This window comes from Streptomyces sp. NPDC001068, from assembly GCF_042897315.1.
GTDB lineage: Bacteria > Actinomycetota > Actinomycetes > Streptomycetales > Streptomycetaceae > Streptomyces.
Genome location: NZ_JBIAYD010000023.1, coordinates 63,952 through 80,306, shown reverse-complemented (window position 1 = coordinate 80,306; position 16,355 = coordinate 63,952). Strand labels below are relative to the sequence as shown.

General features: G+C 72.3%; 13 protein-coding genes. 5 read left to right on the top strand and 8 right to left on the bottom strand.

Annotated features, from left to right (window positions below):
• Nucleotides 1-185 precede the first annotated feature (185 nt).
• Nucleotides 186-1,589, bottom strand: coding sequence for an FAD-binding protein (locus ACFY3I_RS41165; RefSeq protein ID WP_390866080.1), 1,404 nt, complete (start codon nucleotides 1,587-1,589; stop codon nucleotides 186-188).
• 362 nt (nucleotides 1,590-1,951) lie between these two features.
• Here ACFY3I_RS41165 and ACFY3I_RS41160 point away from each other — a divergent pair, with 362 nt between their 5' ends.
• The 3 genes from ACFY3I_RS41160 (at nucleotide 1,952) to ACFY3I_RS41150 (ending at nucleotide 7,203) form a co-directional block, all read left to right on the top strand.
• The gene (locus tag ACFY3I_RS41160) at nucleotides 1,952-3,466 is read left to right on the top strand and encodes a GMC family oxidoreductase (RefSeq protein WP_390866078.1); all 1,515 of its coding nucleotides are present in this window, start codon (nucleotides 1,952-1,954) and stop codon (nucleotides 3,464-3,466) included.
• Between the two features lie 306 nt (nucleotides 3,467-3,772).
• Complete coding sequence (locus ACFY3I_RS41155; RefSeq protein WP_390866077.1) at nucleotides 3,773-6,565, top strand: ATP-binding protein; 2,793 nt, start codon at nucleotides 3,773-3,775, stop codon at nucleotides 6,563-6,565.
• A 149-nt stretch (nucleotides 6,566-6,714) separates the two neighbouring features.
• A complete protein-coding gene (locus tag ACFY3I_RS41150) occupies nucleotides 6,715-7,203 on the top strand; it encodes an SRPBCC family protein (RefSeq protein ID WP_390866076.1) in 489 nt (162 codons plus the stop codon).
• Between the two features lie 86 nt (nucleotides 7,204-7,289).
• Here ACFY3I_RS41150 and ACFY3I_RS41145 read toward each other — a convergent pair whose 3' ends face one another.
• Nucleotides 7,290-8,777 carry an MDR family MFS transporter gene (locus ACFY3I_RS41145; RefSeq protein WP_390866075.1) on the bottom strand — a complete coding sequence of 496 codons (1,488 nt, stop codon included), beginning with the start codon at nucleotides 8,775-8,777 and terminating at the stop codon, nucleotides 7,290-7,292.
• A gap of 293 nt (nucleotides 8,778-9,070) precedes the next feature.
• Here ACFY3I_RS41145 and ACFY3I_RS41140 point away from each other — a divergent pair, with 293 nt between their 5' ends.
• Nucleotides 9,071-9,559: a TetR/AcrR family transcriptional regulator gene (locus ACFY3I_RS41140; RefSeq protein WP_390866098.1), complete on the top strand. Its 489-nt coding sequence runs from the start codon at nucleotides 9,071-9,073 to the stop codon at nucleotides 9,557-9,559.
• A 96-nt stretch (nucleotides 9,560-9,655) separates the two neighbouring features.
• On the opposite strand, the gene ACFY3I_RS41135 is transcribed toward ACFY3I_RS41140, so the two are convergent.
• The 6 genes from ACFY3I_RS41135 to ACFY3I_RS41110 form a co-directional block, all read right to left on the bottom strand.
• A complete protein-coding gene (locus ACFY3I_RS41135) occupies nucleotides 9,656-9,856 on the bottom strand; it encodes a hypothetical protein (RefSeq protein ID WP_390866074.1) in 201 nt (66 codons plus the stop codon).
• A 91-nt stretch (nucleotides 9,857-9,947) separates the two neighbouring features.
• Nucleotides 9,948-10,865, bottom strand: a complete 918-nt coding sequence (locus ACFY3I_RS41130) for a TIGR03619 family F420-dependent LLM class oxidoreductase (protein WP_390866073.1) — start codon at nucleotides 10,863-10,865, stop codon at nucleotides 9,948-9,950.
• Nucleotides 10,866-10,875: 10 nt separating this feature from the next.
• Nucleotides 10,876-11,526: an HAD-IA family hydrolase gene (locus tag ACFY3I_RS41125; protein ID WP_390866072.1), complete on the bottom strand. Its 651-nt coding sequence runs from the start codon at nucleotides 11,524-11,526 to the stop codon at nucleotides 10,876-10,878.
• A 360-nt stretch (nucleotides 11,527-11,886) separates the two neighbouring features.
• Nucleotides 11,887-12,723, bottom strand: coding sequence for a prephenate dehydratase (locus ACFY3I_RS41120; protein WP_390866071.1), 837 nt, complete (start codon nucleotides 12,721-12,723; stop codon nucleotides 11,887-11,889).
• 4 nt (nucleotides 12,724-12,727) lie between these two features.
• A complete protein-coding gene (locus tag ACFY3I_RS41115) occupies nucleotides 12,728-13,615 on the bottom strand; it encodes a hypothetical protein (RefSeq protein ID WP_390866070.1) in 888 nt (295 codons plus the stop codon).
• A 3-nt stretch (nucleotides 13,616-13,618) separates the two neighbouring features.
• Complete coding sequence (locus tag ACFY3I_RS41110) at nucleotides 13,619-14,590, bottom strand: 2-hydroxyacid dehydrogenase (RefSeq protein WP_390866069.1); 972 nt, start codon at nucleotides 14,588-14,590, stop codon at nucleotides 13,619-13,621.
• A 646-nt stretch (nucleotides 14,591-15,236) separates the two neighbouring features.
• On the opposite strand from ACFY3I_RS41110, the gene ACFY3I_RS41105 reads away from it, so the two are divergent.
• On the top strand, nucleotides 15,237-16,310 hold the full coding sequence (locus ACFY3I_RS41105) for an alkene reductase (RefSeq protein ID WP_390866068.1): 1,074 nt from the start codon (nucleotides 15,237-15,239) through the stop codon (nucleotides 16,308-16,310).
• Nucleotides 16,311-16,355 lie beyond the last annotated feature (45 nt).

Sequence of the window (16,355 nt, the reverse complement as noted above, 5' to 3'; positions counted from 1 at the left end):
CGTCGTGTGTGCGAAGGGCCCTACGCCCGGTACAACGACCACGCCGGCTCGCGGAGTTCAGATGTCACCCGCCCGGCTTCCCCGCGGCCGCCGGGCTCGTCCCCGGGTGCCCGTCCCGTCACCGGCCTTCCGGTCCTCGGCCGGTGGGCACGGTGACGGATCTCGTGTGCGGCCCGGGGCCGGGATCAGGCAGGCGTGACGTTGTGGTTGAACCGGAAGACGTTGTCCGGGTCGTAGCGCCTCTTCACCTCGGCGAGCCGCTCGTAGCGCTCGGTGCCGTACGCGGCGCGCATGCCCTCGGCGTCGGTCGCCTCGTCGGGCGAGAGGAAGTTCACCATCTTCCGCTCGGCCGTCCAGGGAGCCAGCCCGTCCACGACCCGTTCCAGTTCGGCCCGGAGGTCCTCGGCGTGCGCCGGATCGCCCGGCGCGAGCACGAAGACGGTGTAGGGAAGCCCGCGGCTGGCGACGGAGTTGGGGAACCGCGGCGTACGGTCGAGGGCACCGCCGAGCGCGCGGATCTCGACGTTCGCCAGCGTGCAGCCCGACTCCGGGCCGGCCAGCTCCACGAGGGCCTGCACCGTCTTCTCGGAGAACTCCTCCAGGCACAGGCTGCGGTCGAAGTAGGGCATCGGGTCCACCGGGTCCATGTGGATCTCGCCGATCGCGGTGAAGGGCCTCTCCGCCACCAGGTCGGCCAGCGCCGGTGCGGCGGCCCGCAGCGGGGCGAGGAGTTCGGCGCCGTCGGCGGCCGACCCCAGGTAGCCGATGCGCAGGTGGACGACGAAGGCACCGCGCAGCGGCTCGGGCAGCACGGGGATGTCGGGCAGCCGCTGGATGCCGATGGACGAGGTCATCTCCTCCCCCACTGTCGGCAGCCAGGCGCGCCAGGCCTCCAGCACCCGCTCCAGGTGCTCACCGGGGAAGTAGATGCCACCGCCGTAGAAGCGCGCGACGGGGAACACGTCGAACTCGATCGCGGTCACCACACCGAAGTTGCCCTTGCAGCCCAGCAGCGCCCAGAACAGGTCCGGTTCGCCGTCCGGCGTGACCCGGCGCGACTCCCCGTCGGCCGTGACCACATCAAGCCACCGCACGTGGTCGGCGGCGTAGCCGTGGGTGCGGCCCAGCAGCGGGCTCTGGCCGCCGCCCAGCGTGTAGCCCACGACGCCGACGTTCGGCGCGGAGCCGACCACCGGGGCCAGGCCGAACTCCGCCGTGCGCGGCAGCACCTCGCTCCAGCACACGCCCGCCTCGACCCGCACGGTGCGGTTCCGGGCGTCGACGGATATGCCCTTCATCCGCCCGGTCGTGATCAGCAGGCCGCCCTCGGCCGCGGAGACCACCTGATGGGCCGCGGATTTCACCGCGACGGGCAGCCCGTGTTCCGTGGCGAACCGGACCGCCGCTCGGACGTCTGCCGCGTCCAGCGCGCCCACCACGACCGCCGGCCGCAGACCACAGGCCAGGTTGAAGGTGGCGCACTCGGCCTTGTACTCCTCCGTGCCCGGCTCCAGCACCGGTCCCCGCACGGTCCGCCGCAGGGCCGTCACGTCTTCCGGACGCAGGTTCACACCTGGCATGTTGGACATGTCCGCACTCATTCCGATCACAACCTCACTCGCACACGCGGCGCACTCCGCCGCCCTTCCGGTATGTTCCGGCGGGCTGATGGGCGCCGAACACCTACGTAAGTGACACGAAGGGAACACCGTCGACTGTTCACGTCGACGTACCGGGTATCGGGAAAGTCAGGTGTCAAAGAATACGTGTGGTGCCTTGGGATACCCGGGCGGTCGTGGAGGATGTTCTACCGCTCCCCGCTCGCGACACATGTCATTGTCGCCCATCCGTGATTCATCGGTATCAGATTTGACGAATCATTGGTTCGAACCGCTGGTACTGTCGAAACTGAACCGATGATTCACGCAGCACGACGCAGAACGGATCAACCATGTCTTCTCAGCAACCTGGCCACGACTTCGTCATCGTCGGCGGCGGCACGGCCGGCTGTGTGCTCGCCGCGCGTCTGACCGAGGACCCCGGCACTCGCGTACTTCTGCTGGAGGCCGGATCGGCCACTCTGCCCGAGGCCGTGGCGTACCCGCCTGCCTGGCCCTCGCTCGCGGCCTCGGAGGCCGGCTGGGGTGACACGACGGTGGTCCAGCAGGCCTCCGGCGCTCCGGTGCCGCTCCCTCGTGGCAAGGGCCTGGGCGGCTCGTCCGCCATCAATGCCATGGTCTTCGCCCGCGGCCACCACACCAGCTACGACAGCTGGAGCGAGCACGGCGCCAAGGCCTGGACCTACGAGGACCTGCTCCCCTACTTCCAGCGCAGCGAGACGGCCACGAGCGGCGCCCCCGGCCGCGGTACCGACGGTCCGCTCACCGTCGGACCGGCCCAGCAGCCCAACGAGATCCTGCTCGCCTGCCTCGACGGCGCGGTCGAGACCGGACACCGCCGGGCCTTCGACATCAGCGGCGGCCTGGAGGAGGGCTTCGCCCCCGTCGACCTCAACATCGTCGCGGGGCGCCGGCAGAGTGCCGCCGACGCCTACCTGGCCCCGGCCCTGAACCGCCCCAACCTCGACGTGGTCACGGGAGCGACCGCACACCGGCTGATCTTCGAGGGCACGCGCTGCGTCGGGGTGGAATACGGCGCGGACGGCCGTACCCACACCGCGACCGCGGCCGACGAGGTGGTGCTGACGGCCGGGACCATCGGGTCCGCGCTGCTCCTGCAGCGCTCCGGCGTCGGTTCCGAGGAGGATCTGCGGCAGGCCGGGGTCGACCTCTTCCACCGGCTGCCGGGCGTGGGCAGCAACCTCCACGACCACCCGCGCGCCAACCTCGTCTACCAGGCTGAGCGGCCGGTTCCCACCCCCCGCAACAACCACGGCGAGATTCTGGGACTCCTGCGCAGCACCCCGGACGCCGACGGGCCGGACGTGCAGATCATCTTCATCGACATCCCGCTGCCCAACGCGGTCGCCCCGGTCCAGAACGGCTTCACCATCGGTATCTCGCCGATGCGTCCGGTCAGCCGCGGCTCGCTCAGGATCAGTTCGGCCGACCCCTACGCGGCACCCGTGCTCGACCCCCGTTACTTCACCGCGGAGGAAGACGTCCGCGCGGTGGTGACCGGCATCAGCCTGGCCCGCCAGATCACCTGGTCGGGCTCACTCGCCGCATGGGGCATCGAGGAGGTCAGCCCGGGTCTCGGCGCGGTGGACGAGGAGTCGCTCGCCCAGCACGCCCGCCGCTACTTCGGCTCCTACTGCCACCCCGTCGGCACCTGCCTGATGGGCGAGGACGAGATGTCCGTCGTCGACTCCGAGCTGCGTGTGCGCGGCCTCGACGGCCTGCGGATCGCCGACGGCTCCGTGATCCCCTCCATCCCGTCCAACAACACCAACGCCACCGTCTACGCGATCGCCGAACGCGCCGCCGACCTGCTGCGCCGTTCCTGATCCCGTCGACGTGGCGCCCCGGAGCCGCACGGGACGGCCCGCACCCCGTCCCGGCGCCCGGTACGCCACGAGAGTGGCCGGAAGTCTCCGCCCCCCAGGTCCCGCGAACGCGGAAGCGGGACATGCCACCCCGGCGGACCCCTTGTCCCGGGCCCCGGCCTCAGGTACCCGGGAGTACGACAAGGGCGAAATCCGGACGTCCTTTAGACTCCAGTCATTGCAGGGGGCGCGTGGAGCCTGGTGGCGGCGCGGCCAGGTCGGCGCAGAGTGCCGGGCCTCCAAGAGCCGGCCGAGGGAGGCAGACCGATGAACGAGCTGGACGCGACTGTCTGCCCGGCCTCCTCGGCGCTGGTCGGGCGCGACCGGGACCTCGCGTTCATACACTCCTTCTTCGGCAACACCGAGGTCCAGGGCGCCGCCCTGCTGCTCTCGGGCGAGGCCGGGGTGGGCAAGAGCGCCGTGCTCGACGCCGTGGCGATCGGCGCGGCGCGCAACGGCGCCCGGGTGCTGCGAGCGGCCGGCGTGCAGTTCGAGGCCGACATCGGTTACGCCGGTCTCAACCAGCTGCTCGTTCCGCTCTTCGACGAGTTCGACATCCTGGACGACGTCCACCGCGACGCCCTGCGGGTCGCGGTGGGCATCGGCAGCGGGCCGCCGCCAGACCGGCTCCTCACCTCCACCGCGGCGCTGCTGCTGCTCCGGCTGATCTCGGTCCGGACTCCGCTGCTGATCGTGGTCGACGACCTGCCGTGGCTGGACCGGGCGACCAACGCGGTGCTCGGCTTCGTGGCCCGCCGGCTCGTCGGCAGCCGTATCGGCTTTCTCGCGGCCTCCCGCGCGGGCTCCGAGAGCTTCTTCGAGCCCAGCGGCCTGACCGAGCGCCGGCTGGAGCCGCTGGACGACACCTCGTCGGCCGAGCTGCTCGCCCGCGCCCACCCCGATGTCTCGCCCGCCGTTCGGCGCCGCATCGTGGCCGAGGCACGCGGCAACCCACTGGCACTGGTGGAGCTGCCGATGGCGCTCTCCGCCGAGCAGCGCGCGACCCTGACGGCGATGCCCTCCGTACTGCCGTTGAGCGACCGGCTGCAGACCATGTTCGCCTCGCGCGTGGCCCGCCTGCCCGACCGCAGCCGGGAGATCCTGCTGATCGCCGCACTCGACGGAACCGGGGACCTGGCATCCGTCGAGGCCGCCGCGGCCGGCCGGACCTCCGTGGACGACCTCGCCCCGGCGGAGCAGGAACGGCTGGTGACGGTCTCGGCGGACAATCGGCGGCTGTCCTTCAGACATCCCCTGATCGGCTCCGCGGTGGTGGAGCTGGCGACCGCATCGGAACGCAGACGAGCCCACCAGGCGCTCGCCGACGTGCTCGTCGACCAGTTGGAACGCCGCGCCTGGCACCTGGGAGAAGCGGCGGTGGGCCCGGACGAGACGGTCGCCGCCCTGCTGGAGGAGGCCGGGCGCCGCCGGTTGCGGCGCGGCGACGCGCTCGGCGCGGTCGCCGCGCTGACCCGGGCCGCCGGGCTGAGTCCGGCGGCGGCCGACGAGAGCCGCCGGCTGGCCGAGGCGGCCTATGTCGGCGTGGACTCCGGCGGCGAGCTGGACGACGCCTCCCGGCTGCTCGCCGGGGCCCGTCTCGTCCACCCCGGCACCGGGCAGGAGTCGCTGCACGCGGCGGCCGCGTCCGCGTTCCTGCTGATCAACAGGGACGGCGACATCGACACCGCGTACCGGCTGCTGGTCGGCGCGATCGAGGCCGGCAGGCACGGTTACGACGCCTCGGACCCCGCCCTCATCGAGGCGCTGCACCTGCTGGTGCTGCTGTGCTGGTACGGCGGCGACCCGAAGCTGTGGCAGCCGCTGATCGCGTTCGTGGACCGGCTCACCCCGAAGCCGCCCGACCTGCTCTGGGTGATCACCCAGACCTTCGGCGACCCGGCGCGCACCGGCCCCGCGGCGCTGCCCGGGCTGACGGAGCTGATCGCCACCGTGGGCGACGACCCCACCCGGGTCGTCCGCGTCGGCACCGCCGCCGTCTTCCCGGACCGGCTGGGGGACTTCCGGTGGGCCACGCGCCGGCTGGTGGAGCAGGGCCGCGCGGGTGCCGCTCCCGTCCGCCGGCATCTGGGCGCACTGATGCACCTGGGTCTGGACTACTTCCAGCTGGGCCGGTGGGACGACGCCGCCCAGCTGGCGGCCGAAGGGCTCAGGCTGTGCGACGACCACGACTACCGGTTCTTCGCCTGGTACTTCCAGTACATCCAGGCGGCCGTGGCAGGAGTGCAGGGCGACAGCGAGAGCAGTACGGCGCTGACCGAGGAGATCGTCCGATGGGCGACACCACGCGGCACCCACGGCGCGCGTTTCTTCGCCTGTCACGCCAGGGCGCTGTCCGCCCTGGGCAGCGGCGACTTCGAGACCGCCTACCAGCACGCCAGCACGCTCAGTCCGCCCGGGACCGTCGCCCCCTACGTGCCGATCGCCATGTGGGGCGCGATGGACCTGGTGGAGGCGGCCGTGCGGACCGGCCGGGAGAAGGAGGCCGCGGCCCACGCGGCGGCCGTGCGCGGGTGCGAGATGGCCCGGCTGTCGCCCCGGCTGGAACTCCTGGTCCTGGCCTGTGAGGCGCTGACCACGCCCGGGGAGGCGGCCCTGCCGCTCTTCGAACAGGCGCTGTCCCTGCCCGGGGCCGAGCGCCGCCCCTTCGACGTCGCGCGTGTGCGGCTCTTCCACGGCGAGCGGCTGCGGCGGCTGCGGGCCACGACGGACGCCCGTGAGCAGCTGGCCCAGTCACTGGAGGCGTTCCAGCGGCTGGGGGCCAGGCCCTGGGTGGCGCGCACCGCGTCCGAGCTGCGGGCCAGCGGTCAGTCCGCGCCCGCCACGGCCCGCCAGGGAACCGTGGCGCTGACCGCCCAGGAACTGCAGATCGCCACGCTCGCGGCCACCGGCCTGACCAACAAGCAGATCGCCGAGCGGCTGTTGCTGTCCCACCGGACCATCGGCACGCATCTGTACCAGATCTATCCCAAGTTGGGCATCACGTCGCGGGCCGCGCTGCGCGACGCGCTCTCCCGGCTCGACACGGACGGCGAGGGCTGAGCGGGGAGAGGAGATACGTCCGCGCCCGCGCTCAGTCATTCGACGTATGCCGCATCCCGGGTCACCACGCACAGTGGACGTGGGATGTCCCTGTGGACGTTCCCCGGTGGCGTGTGGGATGCCACCCGGCACCACGAGAGGGGAACCGGATGTTCGGCGCCTCGGACAGCCATCCGGGCATCCACTGGCCGTCGGGCTTCTCGCCGGATCAGGCGCACGGTTTCTGCCAGGCCCAGGCCGTCGTACACGCTCCGCCGGCCAGGGCGTTCGACCTGCTCACCGATGTGACCCGGTGGCCGGAGTGGGTGCCGGGCGTCACCGAGGTACGGGCCGGGGCGCTGGCCCGGACTTTCGACGTGTGGTTCCACGGACACCGCTTCGAGACCTACCTGGGTGAGCACGTTCCGCACACCCGGCTCGGCTGGTCGGCCGTCGGCGCGGGTGTGCAGCTCTACCAGGCGTGGTTGCTCACCCCGGTCGGGGGCGGCACCCATGTGCGGACCGAGAACGTGGTGCGCGGTCCCGTCGCGAGGTCTGTGGGCGCGTTGTCCCCGCTGTGGACCCAGCGTCTGAACGCCCTGTGGCTCGCGCAGCTCAAGCGGATCTCGGAGAGTGCCCCGGAGACGGGCGGCGCGTAGCCGGCCGCCGTACGCAGCGGGAGACACGCCGCCGGCCGGCACCCGGAGAGGGCGTCGGCCGGTCGAGGGTCACGCGGTCCGGCCGGTCAGGCGGACGGGACCTTCTCCTGAGCGGGAGCGGGAGCGGAACCGGCGGAACCGGTCCTGTCGTCGCTCTTGCGGGCCGGCCGGAGGAAGAGCGCGAGGACGACACCGACGGCCAGGGCGGGGGCGATCCAGAGGTAGCCCATGGCCGTCGCGTGGGCGAAGGCCTCCAGCGCGGTGTCGCGCAGGGCCCCGGGCAGCCTGCCGATGGTGTCGGGGCGGGCGGCGTCGAAGCCGCCGGCGGTCGGCAGGGTGCGGGCGCGGTCGGCGAAGCCGGTGTTGAGGAGCGTGCCGAAGACGGCGACCCCGAAGGCCGCGCCGATGGAGCGGGAGAAGGTGACGACGGCGCTCGCGGCACCGAGGTCGGCCGTGGGCACGCTGTTCTGGACGGTGGTCAGCACGACCATGGGCACCATGCCGATACCGACGCCGGTGATCAGGAAGTAGACGCTCAGCACGAGGGTTCCGGTGCCGGCGCCGATGGTGCCCAGCAGGAGCAGCCCGGCGAGGTTGGCGACGAGGCCGCCGAGCAGGATCACCCGCAGCCGCTCGGCGTGCGCCGCCCAGCGTCCGGCCAGGGACTGGCTGACGACCAGACCCGCGACCAACGGCAGCATGAAGACGCCGGACAGGGTGGCCGAGACACCGTGCACGATCTGGAGGTAGGTCGGCAGGTAGACCAGGACGGCGAACATCGCGGCGTTGGCGAGGAACCCGATGAGCGAGGAGAGGAGCACCGTCCGGGAGCCGAGCATGGCCGGCGGCAGCACCGGGGCGGCGGCGCGGCGCTCGACGGGCACCAGCAGGACGGCGAGCGCCACGGTGGCGGCGGTCAGGGCGACGATGGCGGGCGAGCCCCAGCCCCAGCGCTCCCCGAAGGACGTGACCAGGACCAGGCCGGTGGCGATGGCGGCCAGGACGGTGGCGCCGAGGTAGTCGATACGCGCCTTGGCACCCCGCGTGGCCGCCGGCAGGGCGCGGGCGGCGATGGCCAGGGCGACGACGCCGACGGGCAGGTTGACCAGGAAGGCCCACCGCCACGACAGCCGGTCGGTGAAGACGCCGCCGAGCAGCGGGCCGACGATGCTGGCGACGCCGTAGACCGAACCGAACATGCCCTGGTAACGGCCGCGCGCGGCGGGGGCGACGATGTCACCGACGAGGGCGAAGGTGAGCACGATCATGCCGCCGCCGCCCATGCCCTGGAGCACGCGGGCACCGATCAGTTCGGGCAGGTTCCGCGCCAGGCCGCACGCCACCGAGGCGATCAGGAAGATCGAGGTGGACGCCAGGTAGAGCCGCTTACGGCCGAACATGTCACCGAGCTTGCCCCACAGCGGTGTCACCGCCGTGGAGGCGAGCAGGTACGCGGCGCTGACCCAGGCGATGTCGTCGAAGCCGTCCAGGTCCTGGGCTATGCGGGGCAGCGCGGTCGAGACGATCGTCTGGTCCAGGGCCGCCAGCAGGACGGCGAGGATCAGGGCGCTCATGGCGGCGGCGACCCCACCCGTCCGGGATGAGGGCGCGGGCTGTGTCTTCGGCATCGGGACGTGCCTTTCCGTCAGGAAGGAAGGGAAGGAAGGTCAGGACACAGGAAGCGGTACCACCTCGTCCCGCTGGCTTTATCCGGCCTATCTGTCACTCGACTGTAGCACTTCCTTGGATGACATTCACACCAAAGAGGCCATAGGTGTCTCAGGTTGCACATTCACCGGCTAGAATCGGCCCGGTGAGAGCCGACGCAGCACGCAATCTGGAAGCCGTCCTGACCACGGGGGCGCGCATGCTCGCGGCCGACCCGGGCGCGAGCATCGCGAGCATCGCCGCCGAGGCCGGGGTGGACCGGCGCACCGTCTACCGGCGCTTCGCCTCCCGCGAGGAACTCCTCGCCGCGATCTACGAGGCCCGGCTGAAAGCCATCGAGGACGCGATCGAGGACGCCCGGCTGCGCGAGGCGCCCGTGGCCGTCGCGCTGCACCGCTACGTCGAGAACATCATCACCGTCAACCGCACCTGGCCGGTCGACCTCACCCGGATGCTCGCCGACGACACCGTCAAGGCCCGCCGGGACGCGGCCGTCCGCGAGGTCGACGACTTCCTCGGCCGCGCCACCGACGAGGGCCTGCTGCGGCCGGGACTTGCGCAGGGATGGGCGGGCGCGCTGCTGCCCCAGCTGATGCACCTGGTGATCCGGCAACTGCCGGAGCTGAGCTCCGGGCAGGCCGCGGACGTCGTGGTCGACACCTTCCTGAACGGTCTCGGAGCGTCCTGAGACGCCAAAGGCCCCCGGAAACACATGTCTGATGTGTTCCCGGGGGCCGGGCGACGGACCGGGCGGCCGAGGTGTGGGGCCGCCGTCCGTCTCACGTCACTCCACGGCCTCCCGCGGCCCGTCCGTGGCGGACAGGTCCTGTTCCCCGTCCACGTCGCGTGGACGCCGGCCGGACACCGGCACGGACACCGGCACGGACACCGGCACGGTGCCGGGAATCCGGACGCGGCGGAGCAGGGACGGCTCGTCCCCGGGGTCGGAGCGCTGCACGGCTTCTCCCGTCGGTGCGTACGTCATTCCGTGTCCGGAGCGTTCACGGAGCCCGGCGCGGACCGGGTCGGTGTCGGGGACGAACCCCGGCCGCAGCCGCGCATTCCGCGGCGCCGGCTCAGCCCTGGCGGACCCCTTCGAGGAAACGGCCCGCCAGGTCGACGCGTTCGTCGAGGGTGGCGGGAGACTGCCCGAAGTCCACGAACAGCTCGTGCACCCCGGCCTCGGCGGCGGCGCGCGCGTAGTCGACGTACTGGCCCAGCGTGCCCGCCCGGGGCATCCGGTCGGCGTCGGTCGCGCGCTCGGTCAGTTCGGGGTTGACCCGCAGCGCCATCCGCAGGGTGTCCGGGTCACGACCCGCCTCGACCGCCTCCTTGCGGACGACGTCCCACATGCCCATCAGATGGGGCAGCGGCATCGCCACGGGCAGCCAGCCGTCCAGCCGCCTTCCGATGCGCCGCAGACCCGCGGGGGTGAACGCGGCCAGGAACACGGGTGGGCCGGGACGGCGGCAGGGCTTGAGACCCACCATCGTCTCCGGGACGGTGAACAGCGGTCCCTGGTGGGAGAAGACGTCGTCGGCCCAGTACCCCTCCAGGACGTCGAGCGTCTCGTCGAGCCGAGCGCCGCGGCCCGTCCAGGGCACCGAGACCGCCGTGTACTCGTCGGGCATCCAGCCGAGCCCCAGACCGACGTCCAGACGTCCCTGGCTGAGCACGTCGAGGGTGGTCAGCGAACGAGCGAGCATGAGCGGAGGCTGCCAGAGCCCGTTGAGCGTGCTGGTGCCCAGCCGGACGCGGGTGGTGTGGGCGGCGGCGAAGGCCAGGGCCGTCAGGGGGTCCATGTGGTTCTCGTAGATCCGGGGCATCACGCCGTCGCCGCTCGGATAGGGCGCGCCGGGCACCCGCGGCGCGAGGACGCGGTCACCCGTCCACAGGGAGTCGTATCCGGTCTCCTCCGCGGTGCGGCAGATCCGGAGGATGCCGTCCGGCGTGGCGTCGGGACCGAAGGTGGGAAGGGCCAGGCCCAGTCTCATGGCTGTCTCCTCAGGCGGGGACCCGGCCGGGGTCCGGGTCGGTGAGCGGGATGCCCAGCAGGGTCTCCAGGGCGGCGACCGTCCCGGCGGGGTCCACCGCGTGCACGGTGGCGAATCCCAGCTCCGCCGCGGGCGGCAGGTACTGCTCGGTGTCGTCCACGAACACGCACTCCGCGGCGGTCAGGCCGAGTTCCGCCAGCACGAGGCGGAAGATCTCCGGATCGGGCTTGCGCAGGCCGTGGACCTCGGACAGCACCACGGCGTCGTACCGGGTGTCGATCTCGTAGCCGTCGTAGAGGTTCCACGGGGCCAGGCCGACGGTGTTGGAGAGGATCCCCACCTTGACCCCGGCCCGGCGGGCGGCCGCAGCCGCGGCGATCACCGCGGGCTGGGGGCGCAGGTCGGCGAAGACCCGGCCCATCAGGTTGTCCGGATCGATGCCGAGCAGCCGGGCGGCCGCCTCGTTCCACTGGGTCTGGGTGAGCGCGCCGCGCTCCAGGGCCTCGGTGAGCCGGATGCCCTCGGGGTTCAGGTAGATGCCGGTGAGCAGCGTCCCCTCGGCCAGACCGGCTCGCCTCTCGAAGGCGAGGGCGGCAGGCAGCAGAGGGGTCGTCAGCACACCGCCGAAGTCGAGCACGAGGCCCTTGCGGTGCTGGGTCATACTCACACCTTAGAAGGCCGCCCGGACCGCTCTTCCACCAGGTCGCCGGGTGTGCCGGCGGACAGGCACATGTGCGCCGGCCGGAGCGGTGCGCCGTCGACGGATGTGAACCATCGGGACGGGCCGACACGTTGTCCCGGGTGGAAGGGTTCCCGGCCGCCCCGGCGACGGCGGCAGGGACCCGGCCCGCCCCCGTGGGACTGGTCACGACAGCCACGGCCGCGGGCGACATGGTGCGGGAAGGGGTACGCCCCTTCCCGGACCGCTCCGGACGCCCCCTGGCCCGGGCACCGGAGCGGAGGCGGTCCCGACCCGGTGCCGACACGGCGGGCGGGACCGCGCACCGTCCGGCGGGCGCGGTCAGTTCCGCCGGCGGTGCGGATGTGCCGCGTAGACACCCAGAATCCGTACCTCGGAGGAGAAGAAACGCAGTTCGTGCAGGGCGAGGGAGACGCCGGGCTCGTCGGGGTGGCCCTCGATCTCGACGTAGAAGCGGCTGGCGTTGAGCCCCGCGCCCATCTGGTAACTCTCGATCTTCGTGAGGTTCACCCCGCTGGTGGCAAAGCCGCCGAGTGCCTTGTACAGCGCGCTCGGGATGTTGCGCACGCTGAAGAACAGGCTGGTCATGGCGGGCTCGTCCCGCTCCGGGGCCGGCGCGGGATCCCGGGAAAGCACGACGAACCTGGTGGTGTTGTCCGGGTCGTCCTCGACCTCCGGCCGCAGCACCTCGAGCCCGTAGAGCGCTGCGGCGGCCGGCGGCGCGAGCGCCGCGTGCCGCGGGTCGCCGAGCCCGGCCACCTCACGCGCCGAACCGGCCGTGTCGTCGCTGACCAGCGTGCGCCAGCCGCCCTCCCGCAGCACCTTGCGGCACTGTCCGAGAGCGTGCACATGGCTGCGGACGCACTCCACCTGGTCCAGGGTCGCGCCGGGCACCCCCATCAGGTCGAAACGGATCGCCAGGAAGTACTCGGCGACGATGAACAGCCCCGACTCCGGCAGCAGGTGGTGAACATCGGCGACGCGTCCCGCCGCGGAGTTGTCCACCGGGATCACCGCCACGTCGGCGCTGCCGAGTGACACGGCGTCCAGGGCCTGTTCGAAGCCCGTGCAGGGCAGTTCCCCGGCGTCGGGGTAGAGCGCCCGCGCGGCGGTCGCCGAATTCGAGGCGGGTTCACCCTGATAAGCAACGGTTGTCACCGTTTCAGTCCTTTCCACGGGAGGTCCTGTCGTCGCGCGGCAGAATCTCCCTCGCGAACCGCACCTGTTGAAGTATCGGCGAACTCGCCTCCATCACCCGCAACGAGGGGTGGCCACCCTCGCAGTCCGACGTCAGCGCCAGGTCGCACGCCATCGCGATCACGTGCCGGACGGTGGTACCCACCGTCCCGACGCGGTCGCCCAGGCGCTCCTCGACTGCGGGGGGCAGGCCCTGCCGCACCGACGGCGCGCCGTGCAGCACCGCCGCCAGGCTCAGCCGCTCGTCGTGCAGGACGGCCGCCAGTTCCGCGGCGGCGGCCGGCCGCGGCGTCACCCCGTCCGAGGACGGGTCCGCCAGCACGTCGACCACCCGGCGGGCGGCTCCGAGCGCCAGCGCCGTGACCGCCGTCCAGAAGAAGACCGCGTCCTCGGCCCGCAGCGCCTCACCCGCCGCGCGGGTGACCAGTCCCCCCGGCACATGGGCGTTCTCCAGCCGGAACCCCGGGCCCCGGCCGTCGCAGGCGGCGGGCAGAGCGCGGACCGCGCAAGGCAGCACCTGGGAGGACACCACGAAGAGATCCGGGCCGCCGTCGGCCGGGCCGGCCAGGGGGAGGGCGAGCCATGTCCCGGTTCCGTGGAGCGAGGGCAGCCGCCACTGTCCCGACACCGCGAAGCCGCCGGAGGCCGGGCAGGCCACGGCCACCGGGCCCGGGAAGCCCGTGCCGGGCACGGCCGTGGTGAGCGGCGCGGCCCAGTTCCAGGTACGGGTGAAGGCGAGCCATGCCGCGGCCGGATCGGAGTAGCCGTCCGACTCGAAGAACGCGAACACCCGTGCCAGCGGGGCGGTGGGACCGAGCACCCTGAGATAGTCGCCGTGCGTCGACGCCTTCATGGTCTACGCGGCCCTTTCGCCGGCGGCGGGACCGGGCGTCGTCAGCACGATGTTGTCCAGCGCCTCGCCCCGGACGTAGCGGTGCAGTTGCCGCCGCAGGAACCCGGCGTTCGACGTGGCGAACGTGTCGGTGAACGCCGCCACGTGCGGGGTGACCAGCGCGCCGGGCAGCCGCCACAGCGGATGCCCGGGCGGCAGCGGCTCGGGATCGGTGACGTCGAGCGCGACCCGCAGCCGGCCCTCGCGCACCCGCCGGACCAGCGCGCCGGTGTCGACCAGCTCGCCTCGGGCGACGTTCACCAGCAGCGCCCCGTCCCGGAGCAGTTCCAGCATGCCGGCGTCGAACATGCCGCGGGTCCACTGTGTCAGCGGGGCGCACAGCACCACCGCGTGGGCCGTGGGCAGCAGCGCGGACAGCTCCTCCACGCCGTGCACCCACCCGGCCGGGGTGCTGCGCGCCGTCCGGGCCACGAGGACCGGCTCGCACCGGAAGGCACGGAGCCGGGCCGCGACGGACGCGCCGACCGCGCCGTAGCCGATGACCAGAACCCGTTTGCCGAGGAGCGAGGTCCGGAACTCGGGCCGCCAGACGCCCTCGGCCTGCTGGGCGGCGAACCGGTCGAGTCCCCGGCACAGCGCCAGCAGCAGGGTGACCGCCAGCTCGGCGGTGGCCTCGCCGTGCACTCCGCGCCCGTTGGCCAGCCGGGTGCCGGCGGGCATCTCGTCCAGCAGCGGCATCATGTGCTCGTAGCCGGAGCTGAGCAGCTGGAGCACCTCCAGGTTGCGCATGAGCGACAACACCGGACGCAGTACCTCCTCCGCACCGGGTCTCGGCGGGCCGACCAAGAAACGCACCGCGGCGGGATCGCCGGGCAACGGGCCCGAGCCGTCCCAGAAGGAGTAGGAGAGCTCGTCGGGCAGTCCGGGGATCTGGCCGGTGTGGTAGGGGAGCCAGACGGTCTTGCCGTCCTTCATGGTGTATCAGCTTCTTCCCGCTCCGGTGCCACACGGCATGGCGGCCACCTGCCGCGCCGTGTGTGAGAAACCCACCGCTCCGTTCGCGGCGGGCGAGGTACCGACCGCCTGATCCGGCATGTGTTCGGTCACCCACTTGAGTTGACGTGTGTATCACGGGCCGGGGTTCAGGTGAAAATCGCCACTCGCAGGTGTGAACCGGGCACGTGGACGGCCGTGGGCCTGGGCCGGACGGTTCCAGGGTGTGCCAAAGCTGACAGCGGTTGCCGGGATGCCCGACACCCCAGGTGCCCGTGGCGCCGTTGGGTTCGCACCGGCACAGGAGGGTACGTGGCCGGGTGGAGCCCGGAAGGGGCGTCGGGTTCGTCGACGGCCGGAGGCGGTCACACCTTCTCGACCGAGTGAGAAACATGACAGGTCGTGGAGGAGGCGTACCGCACACATCCGGCCTGCCGGTCAGCCGGCCCTCGACCCTGGAGGTGTGTCCCAACGTGACAGGTGTCACGACTTGGAGGGGATATGACCGGGAATCCGCGAGCCGCCTGTGTTTGTTCGGCCGATCACATGCTCGCGTTGCTGGTCCCCCGGGGCCCCGCGATCCGGTTTCCCGGCCGTCGTGCCGGGTCCGTCCTCAGGAGTGACGAACATGCCGAAGGCCTTCGAGCCCTATGTGCTGGGTGGCAAGTCCCTGGCCCACCGCATCGTGATGGCACCGATGACCCGCAGCCGTGCCCACGGCCCCGGGCAGAGCCCCACCGGTCTCATGGCCACGTACTACGCGCAGCGCGCCCATGGAGGCCTGATCATCACCGAGGGCACCCAGCCCTCCGCCGCCGGCCAGGGCAACCCGGACACCCCCGGCATCCACTCCGCGGAGCAGGTCGCCGGCTGGCGGAAGGTGACCGAGGCGGTGCACGCCGAGGGCGGCGTGATCTTCGTGCAGCTCATGCACGCCGGCCGTATAGGGCACCCGAGCGTGACCGGGAAGCAGCCCGTCGGTCCGTCCGCGGTGGCCGCGAAGGGCCAGGTGTACACCCAAGAGGGCCGCAAGGACTTCGTCACGCCGCTGGAGCTGACGGAGGAGGCGATCGGGGGCACGATCGCCGACTTCGTCACCGCGGCCCGCAACGCCGTCTACGCCGGCTTCGACGGTGTCGAACTCCAGGGCGCGAACGGCTACCTGATCCACCAGTTTCTGGCCCCCAACTCCAACCGGCGCACCGACCGCTGGGGCGGCTCGCCGCAGGCCCGCACCCGCTTCGCCGTCGAAGTCGCCGGCGCCGTCGCCGAGGCGATCGGCCCGGACCGGGTCGGGCTGCGCATCTCCCCTGCCAGCCCCCTCAACGACATCGCCGAGGACGACCGCGCCGACGTCGAGCGGACCTACACCGCCCTGGTCGACTCCCTCACCCCGTTCGGCCTGGCGTATCTGCACCACAGCGAGGCGCCCGGAATCCGCGACCTCACCACCCGGCTGCGCAAGCAGTGGCCCGGCACCTACATCCTCAACCCCTACACCGGTGCCGAGCCCACCGGCCCCGACCAGCTGGAGCTGGCCGACGACGGCACCACCGACCTCATCTCCTTCGGAGCCCTCTACCTGGCCAACCCCGATCTGCCCGCCCGGCTGAAGGCAGGAGGACCGTTCAACACCCACGACCGGGCGACCACCTACGGCGGCGACCACCGCGGCTACACCGACTACCCCGCTCTCGGCTGATCCCCGGCGCGGGACCGGCGGCCGGCCGGTTCGCGGACTCCGCAA